This window comes from Qipengyuania nanhaisediminis (genome assembly GCF_900115585.1).
Lineage (GTDB): Bacteria > Pseudomonadota > Alphaproteobacteria > Sphingomonadales > Sphingomonadaceae > Qipengyuania > Qipengyuania nanhaisediminis.
The window spans coordinates 455038-470999 of sequence record NZ_FOWZ01000002.1 but is presented as its reverse complement, the minus strand read 5'-3'; the positions used below and the strand labels follow the sequence as shown (position 1 = coordinate 470999).

General features: G+C 61.0%; 10 protein-coding genes. 4 read left to right on the top strand and 6 right to left on the bottom strand.

What is annotated here, in order from left to right:
• Nucleotides 1-32 precede the first annotated feature (32 nt).
• Nucleotides 33-1112: a DUF2855 family protein gene (locus BM173_RS07840; protein WP_090479656.1), complete on the top strand. Its 1080-nt coding sequence runs from the start codon at nt 33-35 to the stop codon at nt 1110-1112.
• Here the strand turns inward: BM173_RS07840 and BM173_RS07835 are convergent.
• From BM173_RS07835 to BM173_RS07810, 6 genes are all read right to left on the bottom strand, one after another.
• Nucleotides 1109-2119: a zinc-dependent alcohol dehydrogenase family protein gene (locus BM173_RS07835; RefSeq protein WP_090479653.1), complete on the bottom strand. Its 1011-nt coding sequence runs from the start codon at nt 2117-2119 to the stop codon at nt 1109-1111. The two genes, BM173_RS07840 and BM173_RS07835, sit on opposite strands and share 4 nt — an antisense overlap.
• Nucleotides 2116-3867: an N-acyl-D-amino-acid deacylase family protein gene (locus BM173_RS07830; protein ID WP_090479650.1), complete on the bottom strand. Its 1752-nt coding sequence runs from the start codon at nt 3865-3867 to the stop codon at nt 2116-2118. Before BM173_RS07830 ends, BM173_RS07835 begins: the two co-directional genes overlap by 4 nt.
• 60 nt (nt 3868-3927) lie before the next feature.
• Nucleotides 3928-5337: an MFS transporter gene (locus tag BM173_RS07825; protein WP_245755817.1), complete on the bottom strand. Its 1410-nt coding sequence runs from the start codon at nt 5335-5337 to the stop codon at nt 3928-3930.
• Nucleotides 5338-5427: 90 nt separating this feature from the next.
• Nucleotides 5428-6288 (bottom strand): alpha/beta fold hydrolase, encoded by an 861-nt coding sequence (locus tag BM173_RS07820; protein WP_245755816.1) that lies wholly within the window; start codon nt 6286-6288, stop codon nt 5428-5430.
• A 31-nt stretch (nt 6289-6319) separates the two neighbouring features.
• Nucleotides 6320-8008 carry a PHA/PHB synthase family protein gene (locus BM173_RS07815; protein WP_090479642.1) on the bottom strand — a complete coding sequence of 563 codons (1689 nt, stop codon included), beginning with the start codon at nt 8006-8008 and terminating at the stop codon, nt 6320-6322.
• Between the two features lie 69 nt (nt 8009-8077).
• A complete protein-coding gene (locus tag BM173_RS07810; RefSeq protein WP_090479639.1) occupies nt 8078-9385 on the bottom strand; it encodes an FAD-dependent oxidoreductase in 1308 nt (435 codons plus the stop codon).
• A gap of 186 nt (nt 9386-9571) precedes the next feature.
• Here BM173_RS07810 and BM173_RS07805 point away from each other — a divergent pair, with 186 nt between their 5' ends.
• The 3 genes from BM173_RS07805 (at nt 9572) to lepA (ending at nt 15956) form a co-directional block, all read left to right on the top strand.
• Nucleotides 9572-11797, top strand: a complete 2226-nt coding sequence (locus tag BM173_RS07805) for an EAL domain-containing protein (RefSeq protein ID WP_090479637.1) — start codon at nt 9572-9574, stop codon at nt 11795-11797.
• A gap of 90 nt (nt 11798-11887) precedes the next feature.
• Nucleotides 11888-14074 carry an EAL domain-containing protein gene (locus tag BM173_RS07800; RefSeq protein WP_090479635.1) on the top strand — a complete coding sequence of 729 codons (2187 nt, stop codon included), beginning with the start codon at nt 11888-11890 and terminating at the stop codon, nt 14072-14074.
• Nucleotides 14075-14138: 64 nt separating this feature from the next.
• Entirely contained in the window at nt 14139-15956 is a 1818-nt protein-coding gene (lepA, locus tag BM173_RS07795; RefSeq protein WP_090479631.1) for a translation elongation factor 4, read from the top strand.
• The last annotated feature ends 6 nt before the right edge of the window (nt 15957-15962 follow it).

Below are 15962 nucleotides of genomic sequence, written 5' to 3'. Positions count from 1 at the left end.
GCTAGCGTCTCTCTCAAAGAGGGAGATGCGCCATGCAGCAGGTTCACGTCGAAAAATCGCAACTGACCAACGCCGATCTGGTGGAGGTCGACGCTGGTCCGCTGGCCGCCGGCGGTGTGCGCCTCGCCATCGAGAGCTTCTCTGTCACGGCAAACAACATCACCTATGCGGTGGTCGGCGACGGGTTCGGCTACTGGAATTTCTTTCCCGCGCCCGATGGCATGGGCATCGTCCCGATGTGGGGCCACGCGCGCGTGATCGAAAGCAGACACCCGGAGTTCGCTGAAGGGGAGCGGGTCTACGGCTATCTCCCCATGGCGACCCATCTGGATGTAATCCCGGGCAAGGTATCGCCTTCGGGCTTCGTTGACATGGCCGAGCATCGCCAGCCCATGAGCCCGATCTACAACCAGTATTCCCGACTTGCCGCAGACCCGGAGCATGATCCCGCGCGCGAGGGTGAGCGCATGATCTTCGGACCGCTCTTCAAGACGGGCTTCCTCATCGAATACTTCATGCGCACGCAGGACTGGTTCGGCGCAGGGCAAGTGATCCTCACCAGCGCAAGCTCGAAGACGGCTATGGGCCTAGCCAGCGTGACCAAGCGGCGTTCGCCCGAGATCAGGCGCATCGGCCTGACGTCGGCAGGCAATGTGGAGTTTGTGAAAGCAAGCGGCCTCTACGATGAAGTCCTGCCCTACGATGCTGTCGGGCAGATCGCCGCCGAGCCCAGCGTTACGGTGGACTTTGCCGGGAATGCCGGACTGCTAGGCGATCTGCACAAGCACTTCGGGGATGCACTCAAATATTCCTGCCTCGTTGGCGCGACCCATATCGAGGAACGAGGAGCGGGCATGGGCGGCGCGGCGGATCTGCCCGGGCCGACGCCCACGCTCTTCTTCGCCCCGGACCATGCAGTGTCGCTCTTCAAGGAGCATGGCCCGGAAAAGGCAGGCGCGATGGTCGCCGAAAGCTGGCGCGGCTTCCTGGAAGACGCAGGCGATTCCATCGAGATCGAACGCCATTCCGGGCTTGCCGCAGCCCGCGACATCTTCGTGGAAATGGTGAGTGGCAAGGTCGATCCCGCGAAGGGGATCGTGATCGAGCCTTAGATCTCGATAGCGATCTTGCCGAAGTGTCCGCCGCTTTCCTGGTGACGGAAAGCGTCTGCCAGTTCGGCCAGGGCGAATGTGTCGCTGATAACGGGCTTGATGCCGTTGGCCTCGATCGCGGCGATCATGTCCTGCTGCATCGCACGGCTACCCACGGTCAGGCCCTGCACCTTCAGGTTTTTGGAGAATAAAAGGGCGGTCTGGACGGGACCGGCGAAACCGGCGAGCACTCCGATCAGGGCAACATGGCCCCCGACCCTGGTGGCCAGCATCGATTGGTCCAGAGTGCCTGCGCCGCCGATCTCGACGACGCAATCTACGCCGCGGCCGCCGGTCAGTTCCAGGGCTTTCGGACCCCAAGCCTCGACTTCCTTGTAATTGATGAGGTGGTCCGCACCCATCGATTTTACCCGTTCCAGCTTTTCGTCGGAGGAACTGGTGGCGATGACGGTGGCGCCCGCAGCCTTGGCGAACTGCAAGGCGAAGATCGAAACGCCGCCGGTGCCCTGGACGAGCACGGTATCGCCCGGCTTCACCGCGTAATCGACGAATAGAGCGCGCCATGCCGTCAGCCCGGCGCAAGTCAGCGTGGCCGCTTCCGCGTGACTGAAACCGGCAGGGGCGCGGGTGAACCAGTGGGTCGGCGCGGTGATGCGTTCTCGCGCATATCCGTCGATCCCGTCACCGGGAACGCGCGTGAAAGCGGATTGTGGCGGCCGCCCGTTGAGCCAGTCGGGAAAGAATGTGCTGACGACATGATCGCCGACAGCGAACTCGGTCACGCCTTCGCCCACTGCAGTGACCACTCCGGCACCGTCCGACATGGGAATGCGTCCCTGCTCGGTCGGTATCATTCCTTTTACGACCGCATAGTCGTGATAGTTCAGCGAGCTCGCCTTGATCTCCACGCTGATCTCGCCCACCGACGGGGGAGGGGGCGCGTCCATATCGACGAGTTCGAGAGCGTCCAGCGTGGATGGTGTGGCAGTAGTGCGGATAGCTTTCATTCTGCGGCCTCCGCCAGTTCGGCACGCTGCGGCCCGCGGATCAGTCCTCCCGGCGTCTCGCCAGTCCACTCTCCTTCGCGGAACGTCACGACGCCATTCTTTATCGTCGCGACATATCCATCGGCCTTTTGCAGCAGTCTCTTGCCGCCAGCGGGCAGGTCGAACGCGAGCCAGGGCTTGCCCAGTTTCAGGCGTTCCATGTCGATGATGTTGATGTCCGCGAGATAGCCCGGTGCGAGTACACCGCGATCTTCGAGGCCGTAGAGGCGGGCCGTGTCACTGCACTGGCGCTTGATTGCGTTCTCGAGACTGATGGTCCCGCGGGAACGGTCGCGCACCCAGTGCTGGAGCATGAAAGTGGGCGAGGCAGCATCGCAGATCGTACCGCAATGCGCGCCGCCGTCCGACAGCGAGTTGACCGTGTCGTCGGCGTGCTGGAGGTCGTGGAGGAAATCGAGGTTGCCGTCCGCGTAATTCAGGATGGGAAGGTAGATGAAGCCCTTGCCATCGTCGCGGCAGAGCAGGTCGTAGGCATATTCGTCACCCGAGACGCCCGCAGCCTTGGCGCGTTCGAGAATGCTTTCCTCGGCGGTCGGTTCGTAATTGAAGTCGGGGTCCATTTCGAACTGCTTGTTCCAGCCGCCGCACACGACCATGATCAGGCCGATAATGTCCTGGTTGACCTCGAAAAAATCGTGTTGCTCGCCAAGCAGCCTAGCCTTGAATTCGGGTTCGAACAGCTTTGCCTTCTGCTCTTCCCACGGGAGGTCCTCGATCTCTTTCCAGCTCGGCTTGAGGCGGAAAGGATGGACCGTGCCGCGCCATGCCATGACGATGCCGTTCCCGCGTAAGGCGATCTGGGCGACGATGTTCGCGCCATTGTCATTCTCGGCGCGCATGGAGGTAATCTGCTCGTCGAGCGGCATCTCTTTGGCGATCGACTGTAGCGCGGCATAGGTGCAGGGTAGGCCCGTTTCTCGGCTCAGCGCGCCCATCCAGCCGAACTCGTCCCAGTCGCGCTTCATGTCGCTGGCCATCTCGAATACGCCGTGACCCGCACGGCCCATGGCGCGGCCGATCTCGATCAGTTCTTCCTTGGTAGCCGTGGTTCCCGGCACGACCTCGCCGTCGACATCGCGGTGCAGGACGGTGCGCGAGGTCGAGAAGCCCAAGGCACCGGCGCGCACACCTTCCTCGACGATGGCAGACATCTTCCTGATGTCCTCGTCGGTCGGAACAGCACCGGGGCGTTCGCGGTCGCCAAGCACGTAGGCGCGCACAGAACCGTGCGGGACGTGGGTTCCGACATCGACAGTTCGTGGCAGCTTTTCGAGTGCGTCGAGATATTCGGGGAAGGTCTCCCAGTCCCAGCTCATACCCTCGGCGAGTGCGGTCCCGGGAATGTCCTCGACCCCTTCCATCAGGCCGATCAGCCATTCATGCTTGTCGGGCTTGGCGGGCGCGAAACCCACGCCGCAATTGCCCATCACGACTGTGGTGACGCCGTGCCAGCTGCTGGGGGCCATTTCCTGGTCCCAGGTCGCCTGTCCGTCATAGTGGGTGTGAATGTCGACGAAGCCTGGCGTCACCAGCAGGCCGGAGGCGTCGATTTCCTCTGCCGCATCGCCTGATATCTCGCCGACTGCGGCGATCAGTCCGTCATTTACGGCGACATCTCCGGTAAAGCGATCTTCTCCGGTCCCGTCGACGATGGTCCCGCCGCGGATGATCAGGTCGTATGCTGGCATGGTGTGGCTCCTCTCTCGAATGAGAAAGTTCCACATTGCAACCTATGAGTCCAGCGGCGACTAGTCGGGACGACGTGCCATTCGCACGCTCAACAGCGTTGCGACCCCGACGAGGAAGAGCAGGTTGATCGAGAGCATGCCGATGCGCTGGTCGCCCGACCACAGGGTGAACTGCTCGACCAGGAGAGGGCCCATCCCGACCGTGATCGTACCGGCGATCGCGTATAGCCCGAAGAATTCACCGCTCCGGCCTTCGGGTGCGAGTGCAACCAGCATGGTTCGGCTCGAGGAGATGCTGGCCGTCGCAGTGACAGCGATGATGCTGATAAGGCCGAGGTATGCGAGATCGGAAAGAGTGGGGAATATGATACCGTCCCAGACCTCGAAATTCGCAACGAGGCCGAGGAAAAGGCTCTCCTGCGTGATCGACAGCTGGACGAGGCCGGTGACAATCATAGCCCCGATTTCCAGCGCCAGAGCGCGCTTCACGCCGGCCTTTTCCTCCAGCCACCCGCCGAAGATTCCGCCCCCGAACGCGCAAATGCTCGCAAAAATCGCGTAGCAGAGCATCTCGAGAAAATTCCATTCGAGGAACAGCGCGACATAGACCGCGCCGAGTGCCAGCAAGGCTGCCATCCCATCGGCATAAAACATGCGGGCGAGGAGGAATTTCATGAGTTCGCGGTAATGCGCTGCCTCGCGGACCGTGCGAATGACGCTCTTGGCGCCCTCGCGAAAGGCCTTGGGCCAGCTCGCACCGGGCGTTCCTGGGTCCTTTGCGTTAAGGAAGAAGGGAATCGAAAAGCCGGCCAGCCATGCGGCACAGACCGGTCCTGCCAGCCGCGCGTGCTCGAATTTGGTGAGGTCGACGCCGAACTGCGCTTCGGCGAAGGGCCAGCCAACCAGTGCGGGAAGGACGAAGAGCAGGGCGATGGCGATGAAGATGAGCGAAGCGGCGAGGTTTCCGAGGCCGAGGCCGAGACCCGATATCATCGCCAGCCGCCGCGGTTCACCCGCAACGCTCAGCATCGCATTATGTGTGACCTCGGAGTAGGTGTAGCTGACATAGGCGATTACCAGCAGTGTCATGATTAGCGGCACCGACAGGCCCTGTCCGCCGGGCATTGCGAACCACAGCAGAGCCGAGGAGATCGTGATGGCGCCGAGGAAGATGGCAAGGATTGGCTTCAATCTGCCGCCCCGGTCCAGAGCCGCCCCGAGGAACGGTGCTGTAAGCGCGGCTATGAATCCCGCCCATTTGGTGACCGAAGCGATGGTCGCTTGCCCGCGTGCATTTGCCGCTGCCTGCGCATCTTCGGCGGCAAGTCCATCGAGCTCTCCGCTTGCGAGCAGGTCGGCCCCGATAATGTCGCTCGCAAAATACGGCGCGAAAATGTAGATGACGATCAGGATATAATAGGGGTTGCGGGCCCACTCGAACACGGCCCAGGCAAACCCGGTCTTACCCAATGCGCCCCCGGTCCCCCGTGGTTCCCGCACCGCCAGAGGGCGGACGAGAGGATCGGGAGCGGCGCTGTCCATCAGCCGCCTAAACGGGCATCAGGCTGCGGCACGGTCCTCGCCTTCCGGAGCGTCGAGGAACTCGCGCAAGGCTGCCACGCTTTCATCGGCGTGGGTGAGAAGGAAGAGGTGCCCTCCGCCCTTCATGACTTGCAGCCGGGCATTGCGGATCGCGGAGGCCAGAATGCGGCCATTGATCAAGGGTACGATCTGGTCGTCGTCGCCCATCATGATCAGCACTTCCTTGCTCAGGAAGGGCAGGGCGGGCAGGCTCGTCCAGCCCAGCATCGCCAGGAGCTGGTACATGTAACCACGCGGAGAAGGCGGCTTGAGCCGTCCGATGTGGCTGTCTTTCTGATGCGCCTCGCCATCAGGATCGACACCGCCATACAGCGTGGCGAAGTGTTCGTTCATGAACTCCGGATCGATGTAGCGGCGCGGATCGGCCATCTTAGTGAGCGCTGCCGGATTGCCCGGTACCATCAGCATGCCTGCGGTGGTTGCCGCAAGTACCAGCCTGCGCGTGCGCTTGGGGTGCTGGAGCGCGAAATGCTGAGCCATGGCACCACCCCAGCTCACACCCATCACGTCCACTGTCTCGACGCCAAGGCGGTCAAGGATCTGGCTGGCAGTCCAGCACATCGTGAAAGGATTGTACGGCAAGACCGGATCCGGACTTTCACCCGTGCCCGGCATGTCGAACATGACGAATGCGCGTTCCGTCAGCATTTCCGCCAGCGGTGCGACGGCTTCGATATTCGCCCCGATGCCGTTGAAAAACAGCAGCGGCGGATGCTCGCTTTGCTGGTCCAGACGCCAATGCGCGACGCGCAAGGTCCGACCGCCTGCCTCGATCATCTCGATAGTGGCGGTCATGGGTTCGTCTTTCGATGCGGTCACGCGCGTATCCTGTTGCTTGCCGACGAGGGTGTCAGCACTCTTCCATAACGTAGAGACCGGGGGCAGGGTCCAGCGGCTGGTACGCTTTGTTCCCCAATTTCGCAGGCGCTTTCTTCTTCTCGCCGGCGCGGTTCTGCACCCATTCCATCCAGTATGGCCACCAAGAGCCTGAAACTTCTTCGGTTCCTTTGAGCCATTCGTCGGCAGTTTCGGGCAGCTTTTTCTTTTCGTCCTGCTGGATGTAGTAGCGCGCTTTCGGATTGCCCGGCGGGTTGAGGATGGCCTGCATGTGCCCGGAATGCGACAGGACGTAGGTTACGTCCTTCGAGCCGAACAGGCGTGTCGAACGGTACGTCGCCTTCCACGGAGTGATATGGTCGGTCACACCGCCAAGGATGAACAGGTCGCTGGTCACCTTCGAAAGGTCGATTTTGTGGTCGACCATTTCGACTTCGCCCTGCTTGGTGAAAGCAAGCGTTTCGAAGACGGTCAGAAAGTCACCCATGAGGGCAGCTGAAAGGTTGGTCGCGTCCGCATTCCAGAACAGGACGTCGAAGGCTGGCGGGTCCTGACCGAGAAGGTAGTTGTTGATCACGTAGTTCCAGATCAGGTCGTTCGGACGCAGCCAGGCAAAGCCGCGCGCCAGATCGTCGCCCTTGATCACGCCCTTCTTGGATGCGCGACGCTTGGCGAGAGCGAGGCCGTTTTCCGACACCAGCGAACCGGCTTCGATATCGTTCTGCTTGGGATGCAGGACACAGACCATCAGCGTTAGTGCACCGAGCAGGTCGTCCTTGTCGGACGCCATCTTGCTGGCCAGCATCGAGGCAGTCTGGCCGCCTGAACAACCGGCCGAGACATTGACCTTCTTGGAGCCGGTGATCTTGCTCACCGCTTCCATCGCTTCACGGCAGGAGCGGACATAGTCGGCCATGTCCCAGTGGCCCTGTTCCTTGGTCGGGTTCTTCCAGCTGATCACGAAGGTCTGGATGCCGTTGTCGAGCTGGTACTTCACCACCGATTTTTCCGGCGAAAGATCGTTGATGTACATCTTGTTGATCTGCGGCGGGATGGTGAGCTGCGGGATCTCGTAAACTTCGTCTGTGGTCGGTGCGTATTGCACCAGTTCCATCATTTCGGTGCGCAGGACCACCGAGCCTTTCGACGTGGCGATATTTTCGCCCAGCTTGAACGGCTTCTTGTCGACCTGGCTGACCATGCCCTTGTTGTGGACCATGTCGTCGTAAGCGTTCTTGAGCCCCTTGATGAGGCTAAGGCCGCCGGAGTCGATAGCCATCTTCTGTGCCGTCGGATTGCCGACCAGCGTATTCGTAGGGGCGAGCCCGTCGATGATGATATTCGAGATGAAGCGGGCGCGGTCGCGCTCCAGTTCGTCGAGTTCAAGGTCTTCGAGCCAGCGGGAAGCGCCCTTCTGGACAGCCAGGTAGTACTGCATGCCAGCCCGCATGAACGGGTTGTACTGCCATGCAGGATCGCGGAAACGCTTGTCCTTGGGGTCGGGTGCCAGTTCGCTCTTGCCGGTCATGATCTTGATCATGTCCTGGCCGACTTCCTGGCTATGCTTCATCAGTCTTTGGGGATCGGATGCGGTCTCGCGCAGCATGACGGCAACCGCACCGAAGATATCCTCCCGCGTCAGGCCGATAAGCGGGCCAAGTGCGCTAGTGGATTGTGCGGCTTCGTCTTCGAGCTGTGCCATATCGTGGGGATCCTCTTATTATTTGTTCTTGCTACTATTCCAATGCAGCGCGCCGCGCCAGTGTTCCGCTTATTTGCGCGCGGCAATCATGCTTTTGATATCGACGAATTTCTCGCGTGGGGCACCTTCACGCGCTGCGGCGGCTTCCGCTTCCTCGATCTTTTGCCAATCGCGGAAGGTGACGATGTCGAGACCGCGATCGCGCGCGAGTTCATCGAAACCTTCGCGGCCACGTTTGCGCCCGCCTTGCCCGATATCCTCTGCCACTTTCTCGATCACGCCGTAACCGTCCGGGCGGTTCGTCCCGATAGTGCCCGTGGGGCCGCGCTTGGCCCACCCGACGCAATAGAGGCCCGGCAGGATGCGACCCTCGTCATTGGCGAAGCGGCCCTGCCTTTCGTCGAATGGAACACCGTCGATGGCGGACGAACGGTAGCCGATGCATGTCACCGCCACATCGGCCGGCACTACATAGGTCTCGCCGGTGCCGGTGGCGCGTCCTTTCTCGATGGTGGTGCGTTCGACTTCTACTCCGGTGAGTCGACCGCCTTCGCTTATGAAGCGGACCGGGTTCGCGAAGAAATCGAATTCGATGGCAATCGCCTTCTCCCCGTGAATGCTTTCCGGAATCGCGGCGAAGTCGCGCAGGAGCGTCACGGATTTGCGCAGGCCGGGTTCGAGTATCGCGTCATCATCGACGGGAGGAAGATCGTCTCCGTCTACCCAAGGGCTTGCACGGTCCAGGTGCATCAGCTCGCCCAATTCCTTGGGGGTCATCATGATCTGGTGCGGTCCGCGCCGCCCGAGAATGGTGATGGTTTCGAGGTTGGACCCGCGCAGCATCGCGAGGGCATGTTCGACGATGTCCGATCCCGCCAGCTCGGCTTCGGTCTTGGAGAGGATGCGAGCCACGTCGAGAGCGACATTGCCCATGCCGATCACGACCGCGTGGCGCTTCGACAGGTCCGGATCGATGGAGGCAAATTCGGGGTGACCGTTATACCAGCCGACAAAGGCAGCGCTTCCGAAGATATTCGCGGAATCCTCGCCTTCCAGCCCGAGCGACCGGTCCTCGGGGGCGCCGGTGGCGAACACGACGGCATCGTATAGGTCCTGCAACTCTTCCACGGAAACGTCTTCGCCGACCGTCACATTGCCTACGAAGCGGACGTTGTCGCTCAGTGCGGTCTTTTCGTACCTACGAGCAACTCCCTTGATCGACTGGTGATCCGGCGCAACGCCGGTCCGGATGAGGCCATAAGGAACCGGGAGCTTGTCGAAAACATCAATGCGGGCATCATCCTCCCACTGCTTTCCTGCAGCTTCGGCCGTGTAATAGCCGGCCGGACCGGACCCGATGATTGCGATATGACGCATGAGCGGTTTTCTCCCCCCGCAGTTCTGTCGATGACAATGCCTTGACGCATGCCGTGACGCAAGCGCCCTCGCGAAACCCGCAAAAGCAGCGCCTCTGATGGTTATGCATTGGGTAACGATTTCCCGCTAAACGAGCGCCTCAACCGCGGAAATAGCGCGGATCAACAGGGCAATCGGGTTTTACATATGAGTGGATTTTTCTCGAAGCGGGGCAAGAAGCCCTCCAAGGCAAAGGTTGCGGCCAACGAAAATCCGGGCGGCGAAACCAATGCGCCCGAGGCATTCTCGCGCATCCAGATGCTCGACAGCTTCGAGAACGCAGGGCTGGGATGGTTCTGGGCGACCGACGCCGAAAACCGCCTGATCTACCTCTCTCCGTCTGCCGTCACGCAGGCCGGACTGACCAAGGGTGAAGCGATCGGTCGATCAATCGCTGACTTCTTCCATCAAGATGAAGAGCACGTTCGCGAAGGCCGCCCTTTGAAGTTCCTCGTCAGCGCCCGGAACTCGATTTCGCATCACCCCGTAAAGGTTGCCGCGAGTAGCGAAGAAAGCCCGCAATACTGGGAAGTGACCGGCGTACCGCAATACGATGAGGATAAGAACTTCATCGGCTATCGCGGAAGTGCGAAGGATGTAACCGCCAGCCGTGCTTCGCGTATCGACGCCGAGCGCATGGCGCAGTACGACTCCCTCACTGGCCTCGCCAATCGGCACCGGATGACCAAGCGGCTCACTTCGACGCTGAAGGCATTCCACGCATCCCAGCGTAGCTGTGCGCTGCTGATGCTCGATCTCGATCGGTTCAAGCAGGTCAACGATACGCATGGCCACCCGGCTGGCGATGATCTGCTCAAACAGGTTGCAAACCGGATCGAGCGCATCGTCGGCAATAAGGGCGAGATTGCGCGACTTGGCGGCGATGAGTTCCAAGTCATGCTTCAGGACATGGATGACCGCGCCGAACTGGGCGAGCTTGCCGATCGCCTGATCAAAATGATCTCCCAGCCATACCAGGTGAACAACACCCGCGTGACCATCGGCACTTCGGTTGGCATTGCGGTTTCTCCGTTCGACGGCGTTGAGCCAGACGAGCTGGTCAAGGCGGCCGACCTTGCGCTGTATGCTGCGAAGAACAAGGGCAAGGGCTGCTATCGCTTTTACAATGTCGACATGCGCGACGGGGCGCAGAAGCGTAACCAGATCGAGACGGATTTGCGTCGTGCAATGGAAGACGGCGAGCTGCGAATGTATTACCAGCCGATCGTCAGCTCCAAGGACCACAATCTCAAATGTCTCGAAGCGCTGATGCGCTGGGAGCACCCGGAACGTGGTTTTATCCCGCCATCGCAGTTTATCCCGGTCGCCGAGGAAATCGGCATGATCAACGAGCTTGGCGATTGGGCATTGCAGCAAGTCTGCAAGGAAGCAGCTGGCTGGCCTTTCGAACTGCGTGTCGCCGTCAATGTGTCGGCTATCCAGTTCGCCCAGGATAATTTCCCTCAAAAGGTCAAGGAAGCTCTGCGCGAGGCTCGTATGCCTCCAGGCAGGCTTGAGCTCGAAATCACGGAAAGTGTCTTCGTCGGCGACACCGGCCGGACACAGGAAATGTTCGAAGATCTGAAGCGAATTGGGGTCCGACTGGCTCTCGACGATTTCGGGACCGGCTATTCCTCGCTCAGCTATTTGCAGAAGGCGCCGTTCGACAAGATCAAGATCGACCAGGCGTTCGTACGGGGCGCGACGGAGAAGGGTAACAACAACCCTGCGATCATGTCGGCAATCGTCAGTCTGGCTGAATCGCTTGGAATGGAGACGGTGGCGGAGGGCGTCGAAACGAAAGACGAGCTCACGCTGGTCAAGGAACGCGGCGCAAGCCACGTGCAGGGCTTCATTTTCTCGCCGGCAATCAGCCACGAAGAGCTTCTCGAACGGCTGGAGAGCAAGGAACTGAAGTATCAGGCGCGTGGCCCGGAACGGTTCCGTTCCGAACGCAAGAGCGTTTTCCGCAGGGTCGGGCTCATCCACGAAGATCACCGGTATCACGTGACCATGCGTGACCTGTCGAAAACGGGTGCCAGGGTCGAGGGCCTCCTCAACGTGCCGGTCGATACGCAGGTCGTTCTCGATCTGGGTGGCGGACAGCTTGCAGTCGCAGTCGTTCGCAGGTCCGAAGAGTACACGCAGGGTCTCGAGTTCGAGACGCCTCTGATCAGTGACGGCGCGGACGGCCTTTGCACGCGTCATCGCGTATCGCCTTACGAGATAGCGTCCGCGTCCAACGCGCCGCTGGCCAGCCTGCCGGAGGACCCTTACGCACTGCTCATGGCGGAAAACGCCGCAAACGGCACGCGAAAGCAGTTTCTCGAGGTGGATATCAGCAATTCGTCCCGCAAACGCAAAGCTGGATGAAGGCGATTACAAGCCCGGCGTTAGGGTAAAAATAACCATTCCCGCCTAGACCCGAACCTGCAAGTTCAATGTAGTAGAGGTCTACCCGCCATGGGGGCCATGCCCTTTTCCAACCTGTTCTCGTCTCGTGGCGAAGCACCTGCGTCTGCGGTCCGCCAGGGGATCGCTGCGGAGGACAAGCTTCGAATCATCGACGAAATCGAGAGCAGTGGAGCGCTGGGTTTCTGGTCGACTGATCGCAACGGGAATATCGCCTATCTGTCGCCTGCTATTGCGGAGCGACTGGGTGCCTTGCCCGAAGAACTGATCGGCACGCCGCTCCAGCAGGTCCTGATCCCGGTCGAAGGCGAAACGGATGGCCGCTCGCTTGGGCTCAAGCTCAACACCCGCAAATCCTTTTCAAACCTTTCGGCGCAGGCACAAGCAAGCGACAATGACGCCGTGCTATGCCTGTCGGGCAGGGCGCTCTACGACGAGAATACGGAATTTGCCGGCTTCCGCGGCAGTGTCGTCGACATCACCGAAGACTTCCGTGCTGAGGCCGAAGCGAACCGGCTCGCTAAATTCGACTCCCTCACCGGGCTCGCCAACCGGCACCGGATGGAGCAGCGCATCGATTCCACGCTCAAGACATTCTGCGCGGCCGAACGTACCGCCGCTTTGATGATGCTCGATCTGGATCGATTCAAGCAGGTCAACGACACCCTCGGGCACGCCGCTGGCGACCAGCTTCTCCAGCAGGTCGCAGACAGATTGCGCAGCGCCGTTGGCGGCCGCGGCGAGATAGGTCGACTTGGCGGTGACGAGTTCCAGGTCCTGATCCCCGACATGGACGATCGCGGCGAACTGGGCGAAATCGCCAAGAAGATCATCCAGATGCTCTCGCAGCCATATTCGGTCGAAGAAGGGCGCTGCACGATCGGCTGCTCCGTAGGCGTGGCGATCGCGCCCTACGACGGCCTTGAACGCGACGAACTGTCACGTGCCGCCGACCTCGCGCTGTACGCGTCGAAGAATGGCGGCCGCGGTCAGTTTCGCTTTTACGGCGCGGACCTCGAGCACGAGGCCAATCTGCGCAAGCGCATGGAAGACGATCTTGCTGCGGCGATCGAGGCAGGTGATTTCGCCCTCGAATACCAGCCGGTTGTCGACCTCGGCTCCAATACGGTTATCGGGTTGGAAGCCAAGTACACTTGGGAAGATGAAGATCGCGGTCGGGTGGCTCCCGAAACGTTCCTCCCTATTGCCGAGGGCAGTCGTCTCATCGTGCCGATTGGCGAATGGGCGCTGCGTCGTGCGTGTGAGGATGCGGTCCAGTGGCCGGGCAACTTGCGACTTTCCATGAATATCTCGCCTGTCCAGTTCGAAGCCAACGGATTTGCCGAGCTGGTCGAAAAGATCCTCGAAGAGACTGATCTCGACCCGGCGCGGTTGGAGCTTGAGCTCAATGAGAGCGTCTTGCTGGGCGATGCGTCGAAGGTTGATGCGACGCTCGGCCACCTCTTCAAACTCGGGGTGCGGCTGACGCTTGATCAGTACGGGACTGGGCGTTCCTCGCTGGCCTACCTGCGCCGCGCACCCTTCAATACGTTGAAAATCGGAGCGAACTTCTTCGAACCCATGTTGGGCAACGACCTTGGCGACATGGAACTGGTTCGTGCGGTGGTTGCGCTCGCAAATGCGCTTGGCATGGAAACTGCCGCTTCGGGCGTCCATGCGCTCAAATTGATGCAGGAACTGAAGCACCTGGGTGTCGGGCAAGTCCAGGGCTTCGTCTATTCCGATGCCGTCAGCCACAGCCAGGTTCTCGAAGAGATAGATAAGGGCGTCTGGGTCCTTGAACCGACCGACCAGGGCAACCAGCGCGCCAATCGCAGGACGGTCTACCGCAAGATCGGTGTGATCCACGAAGATCACTACTACGATGTGACCTTGCGCAATCTGTCGCGCTCGGGTGCGATGATCGAAGGGCTCGAGGATGTGCCTGTTGGCACCATGTTCGTGCTGGATTTCGGCGGCGGACAACTTGCCGTCTGTACGGTTCGCCGGACCATGGGCGATACGCAGGGGCTCGAATTCGAACAGGAACTGGTCGACGACGGGGCAGGTGGCTTGTGCACGCGGAACCGTGTCAGTCCATACGAACTGGCGGCCGCCGGGGCTCCGCTCGAAGCACTGCCTGCCGGCAAGTATGCGATGGCCGCTCAATCGTCTGCGCCGACGAGCTATCCCAAGTTCAAACTTTCCGAAAACGCATCGGGAGCGAGCAAAGGCTAGCTCGAACACTATTCGCGCAATTGCGGCTGACACGCATTCAAAGCGCGGCTAAAGGGCGGTCGCAATGACTGACCTTTCCAAGATCCGTAACTTTTCGATTATCGCGCATATCGACCATGGTAAGTCCACGCTGGCCGACCGGTTGATCCAGCATTGCGGCGGGCTGACCGATCGCGAGATGTCCGAGCAAGTCCTTGATAATATGGACATCGAAAAGGAGCGCGGCATCACCATCAAGGCGCAGACCGTGCGCCTCAACTACACCGCCAAGGATGGCGAGACCTATGAGCTCAACCTCATGGACACGCCCGGCCACGTCGACTTCGCCTACGAGGTCTCCCGCAGCCTCGCTGCGTGCGAAGGCGCCCTGCTGGTCGTGGACGCGGCGCAAGGCGTCGAGGCCCAGACCCTCGCCAACGTCTACCAGTCGATCGAGCACGATCACGAAATCGTCCCCGTCATCAACAAGATCGACCTCCCCGCCGCCGAGCCCGACAAGGTCCGCGCGGAAATCGAGGAAGTCATCGGCCTAGACGCATCCGACGCCGTCCTCACCTCCGCCAAGTCCGGCATCGGCATCGAGGACACGTTGGAAGCCCTCGTCGCCCGCATCCCCGCGCCCTCGGGCGACCGCGACGCGCCATTGAAGGCCATGCTGGTCGATAGCTGGTACGACCCCTACCTCGGCGTCGTCATCCTCGTGCGCGTCATGGACGGGGTCATCAAGAAGGGCCTCAACGTCAAGTTCATGCAGGGCGGCACCCAGCACCTGATCGACCGCGTCGGCTGCTTCACCCCCAAGCGCACCGACCTGCCCGAACTCGGCCCCGGCGAGATCGGCTTCATCACCGCGCAGATCAAGGAAGTCGAACAGGCCCGCGTCGGTGACACCATCACCACTGTGAAGGGCGGGGCGGACAAGGCGCTGGCCGGCTATAAGGAAGTGCAGCCCGTGGTCTTCTGCGGCCTCTTCCCGGTCGACGCTGCCGAGTTCGAGAAACTGCGCGAAAGCATCGGCAAGCTGCGCCTCAACGACGCCAGCTTCAGCTACGAGATGGAAAGCTCCGCCGCGCTCGGCTTCGGCTTCCGCGCCGGCTTCCTCGGCCTGCTGCACCTGGAGATCATCCAGGAACGCCTTAGCCGTGAATACGACCTCGACCTCATCACCACGGCCCCGTCCGTGGTTTACCGCGTGCACCTCGCCCATACGAAGAACGAGGACGCCGCCGTCGTCGACATCCACAACCCCGCCGACTGGCCGGACGTGAACCGGATCGACGCGGTGGAGGAACCGTGGATCAAGGCGGTGATCTACACGCCCGACGAATATCTCGGCGCCATCCTCAAGCTGTGCCAGGACCGCCGCGGCATCCAGACCGACCTCACATATGTCGGCGGCCGCGCACAGGTGAGCTACGAGCTGCCGCTGAACGAAGTGGTGTTCGACTTCTACGACCGCCTGAAATCGATCAGCCGCGGCTATGCCAGCTTCGATTACGAACAGATCGGCCTGCGCGAAGGCGACCTCGTGAAGATGAACATCCTCGTCAATAACGAGCCGGTCGACGCGCTATCGCTGATCGTTCACCGCTCCGTTGCGGAAGAGCGCGGCCGCGGCATGTGCGAACGGCTAAAAGATCTCATCCCGCGCCACCTGTTCAAGATCCCGATCCAGGCCGCGATCGGCGGCAAGATCATCGCCCGCGAAACCATCGCTGCGCTCCGCAAGGACGTCACCGCCAAATGCTACGGCGGCGACATCAGCCGCAAGAAAAAGCTGTTGGAAAAACAGAAAAAGGGCAAGGCTAGGATGCGCGAGTACGGGAACGTGAGCATCCCGCAGGAGGCGTTTATAGCTGCGCTGAGGATGGGGGAGGAGTAGCGAGCT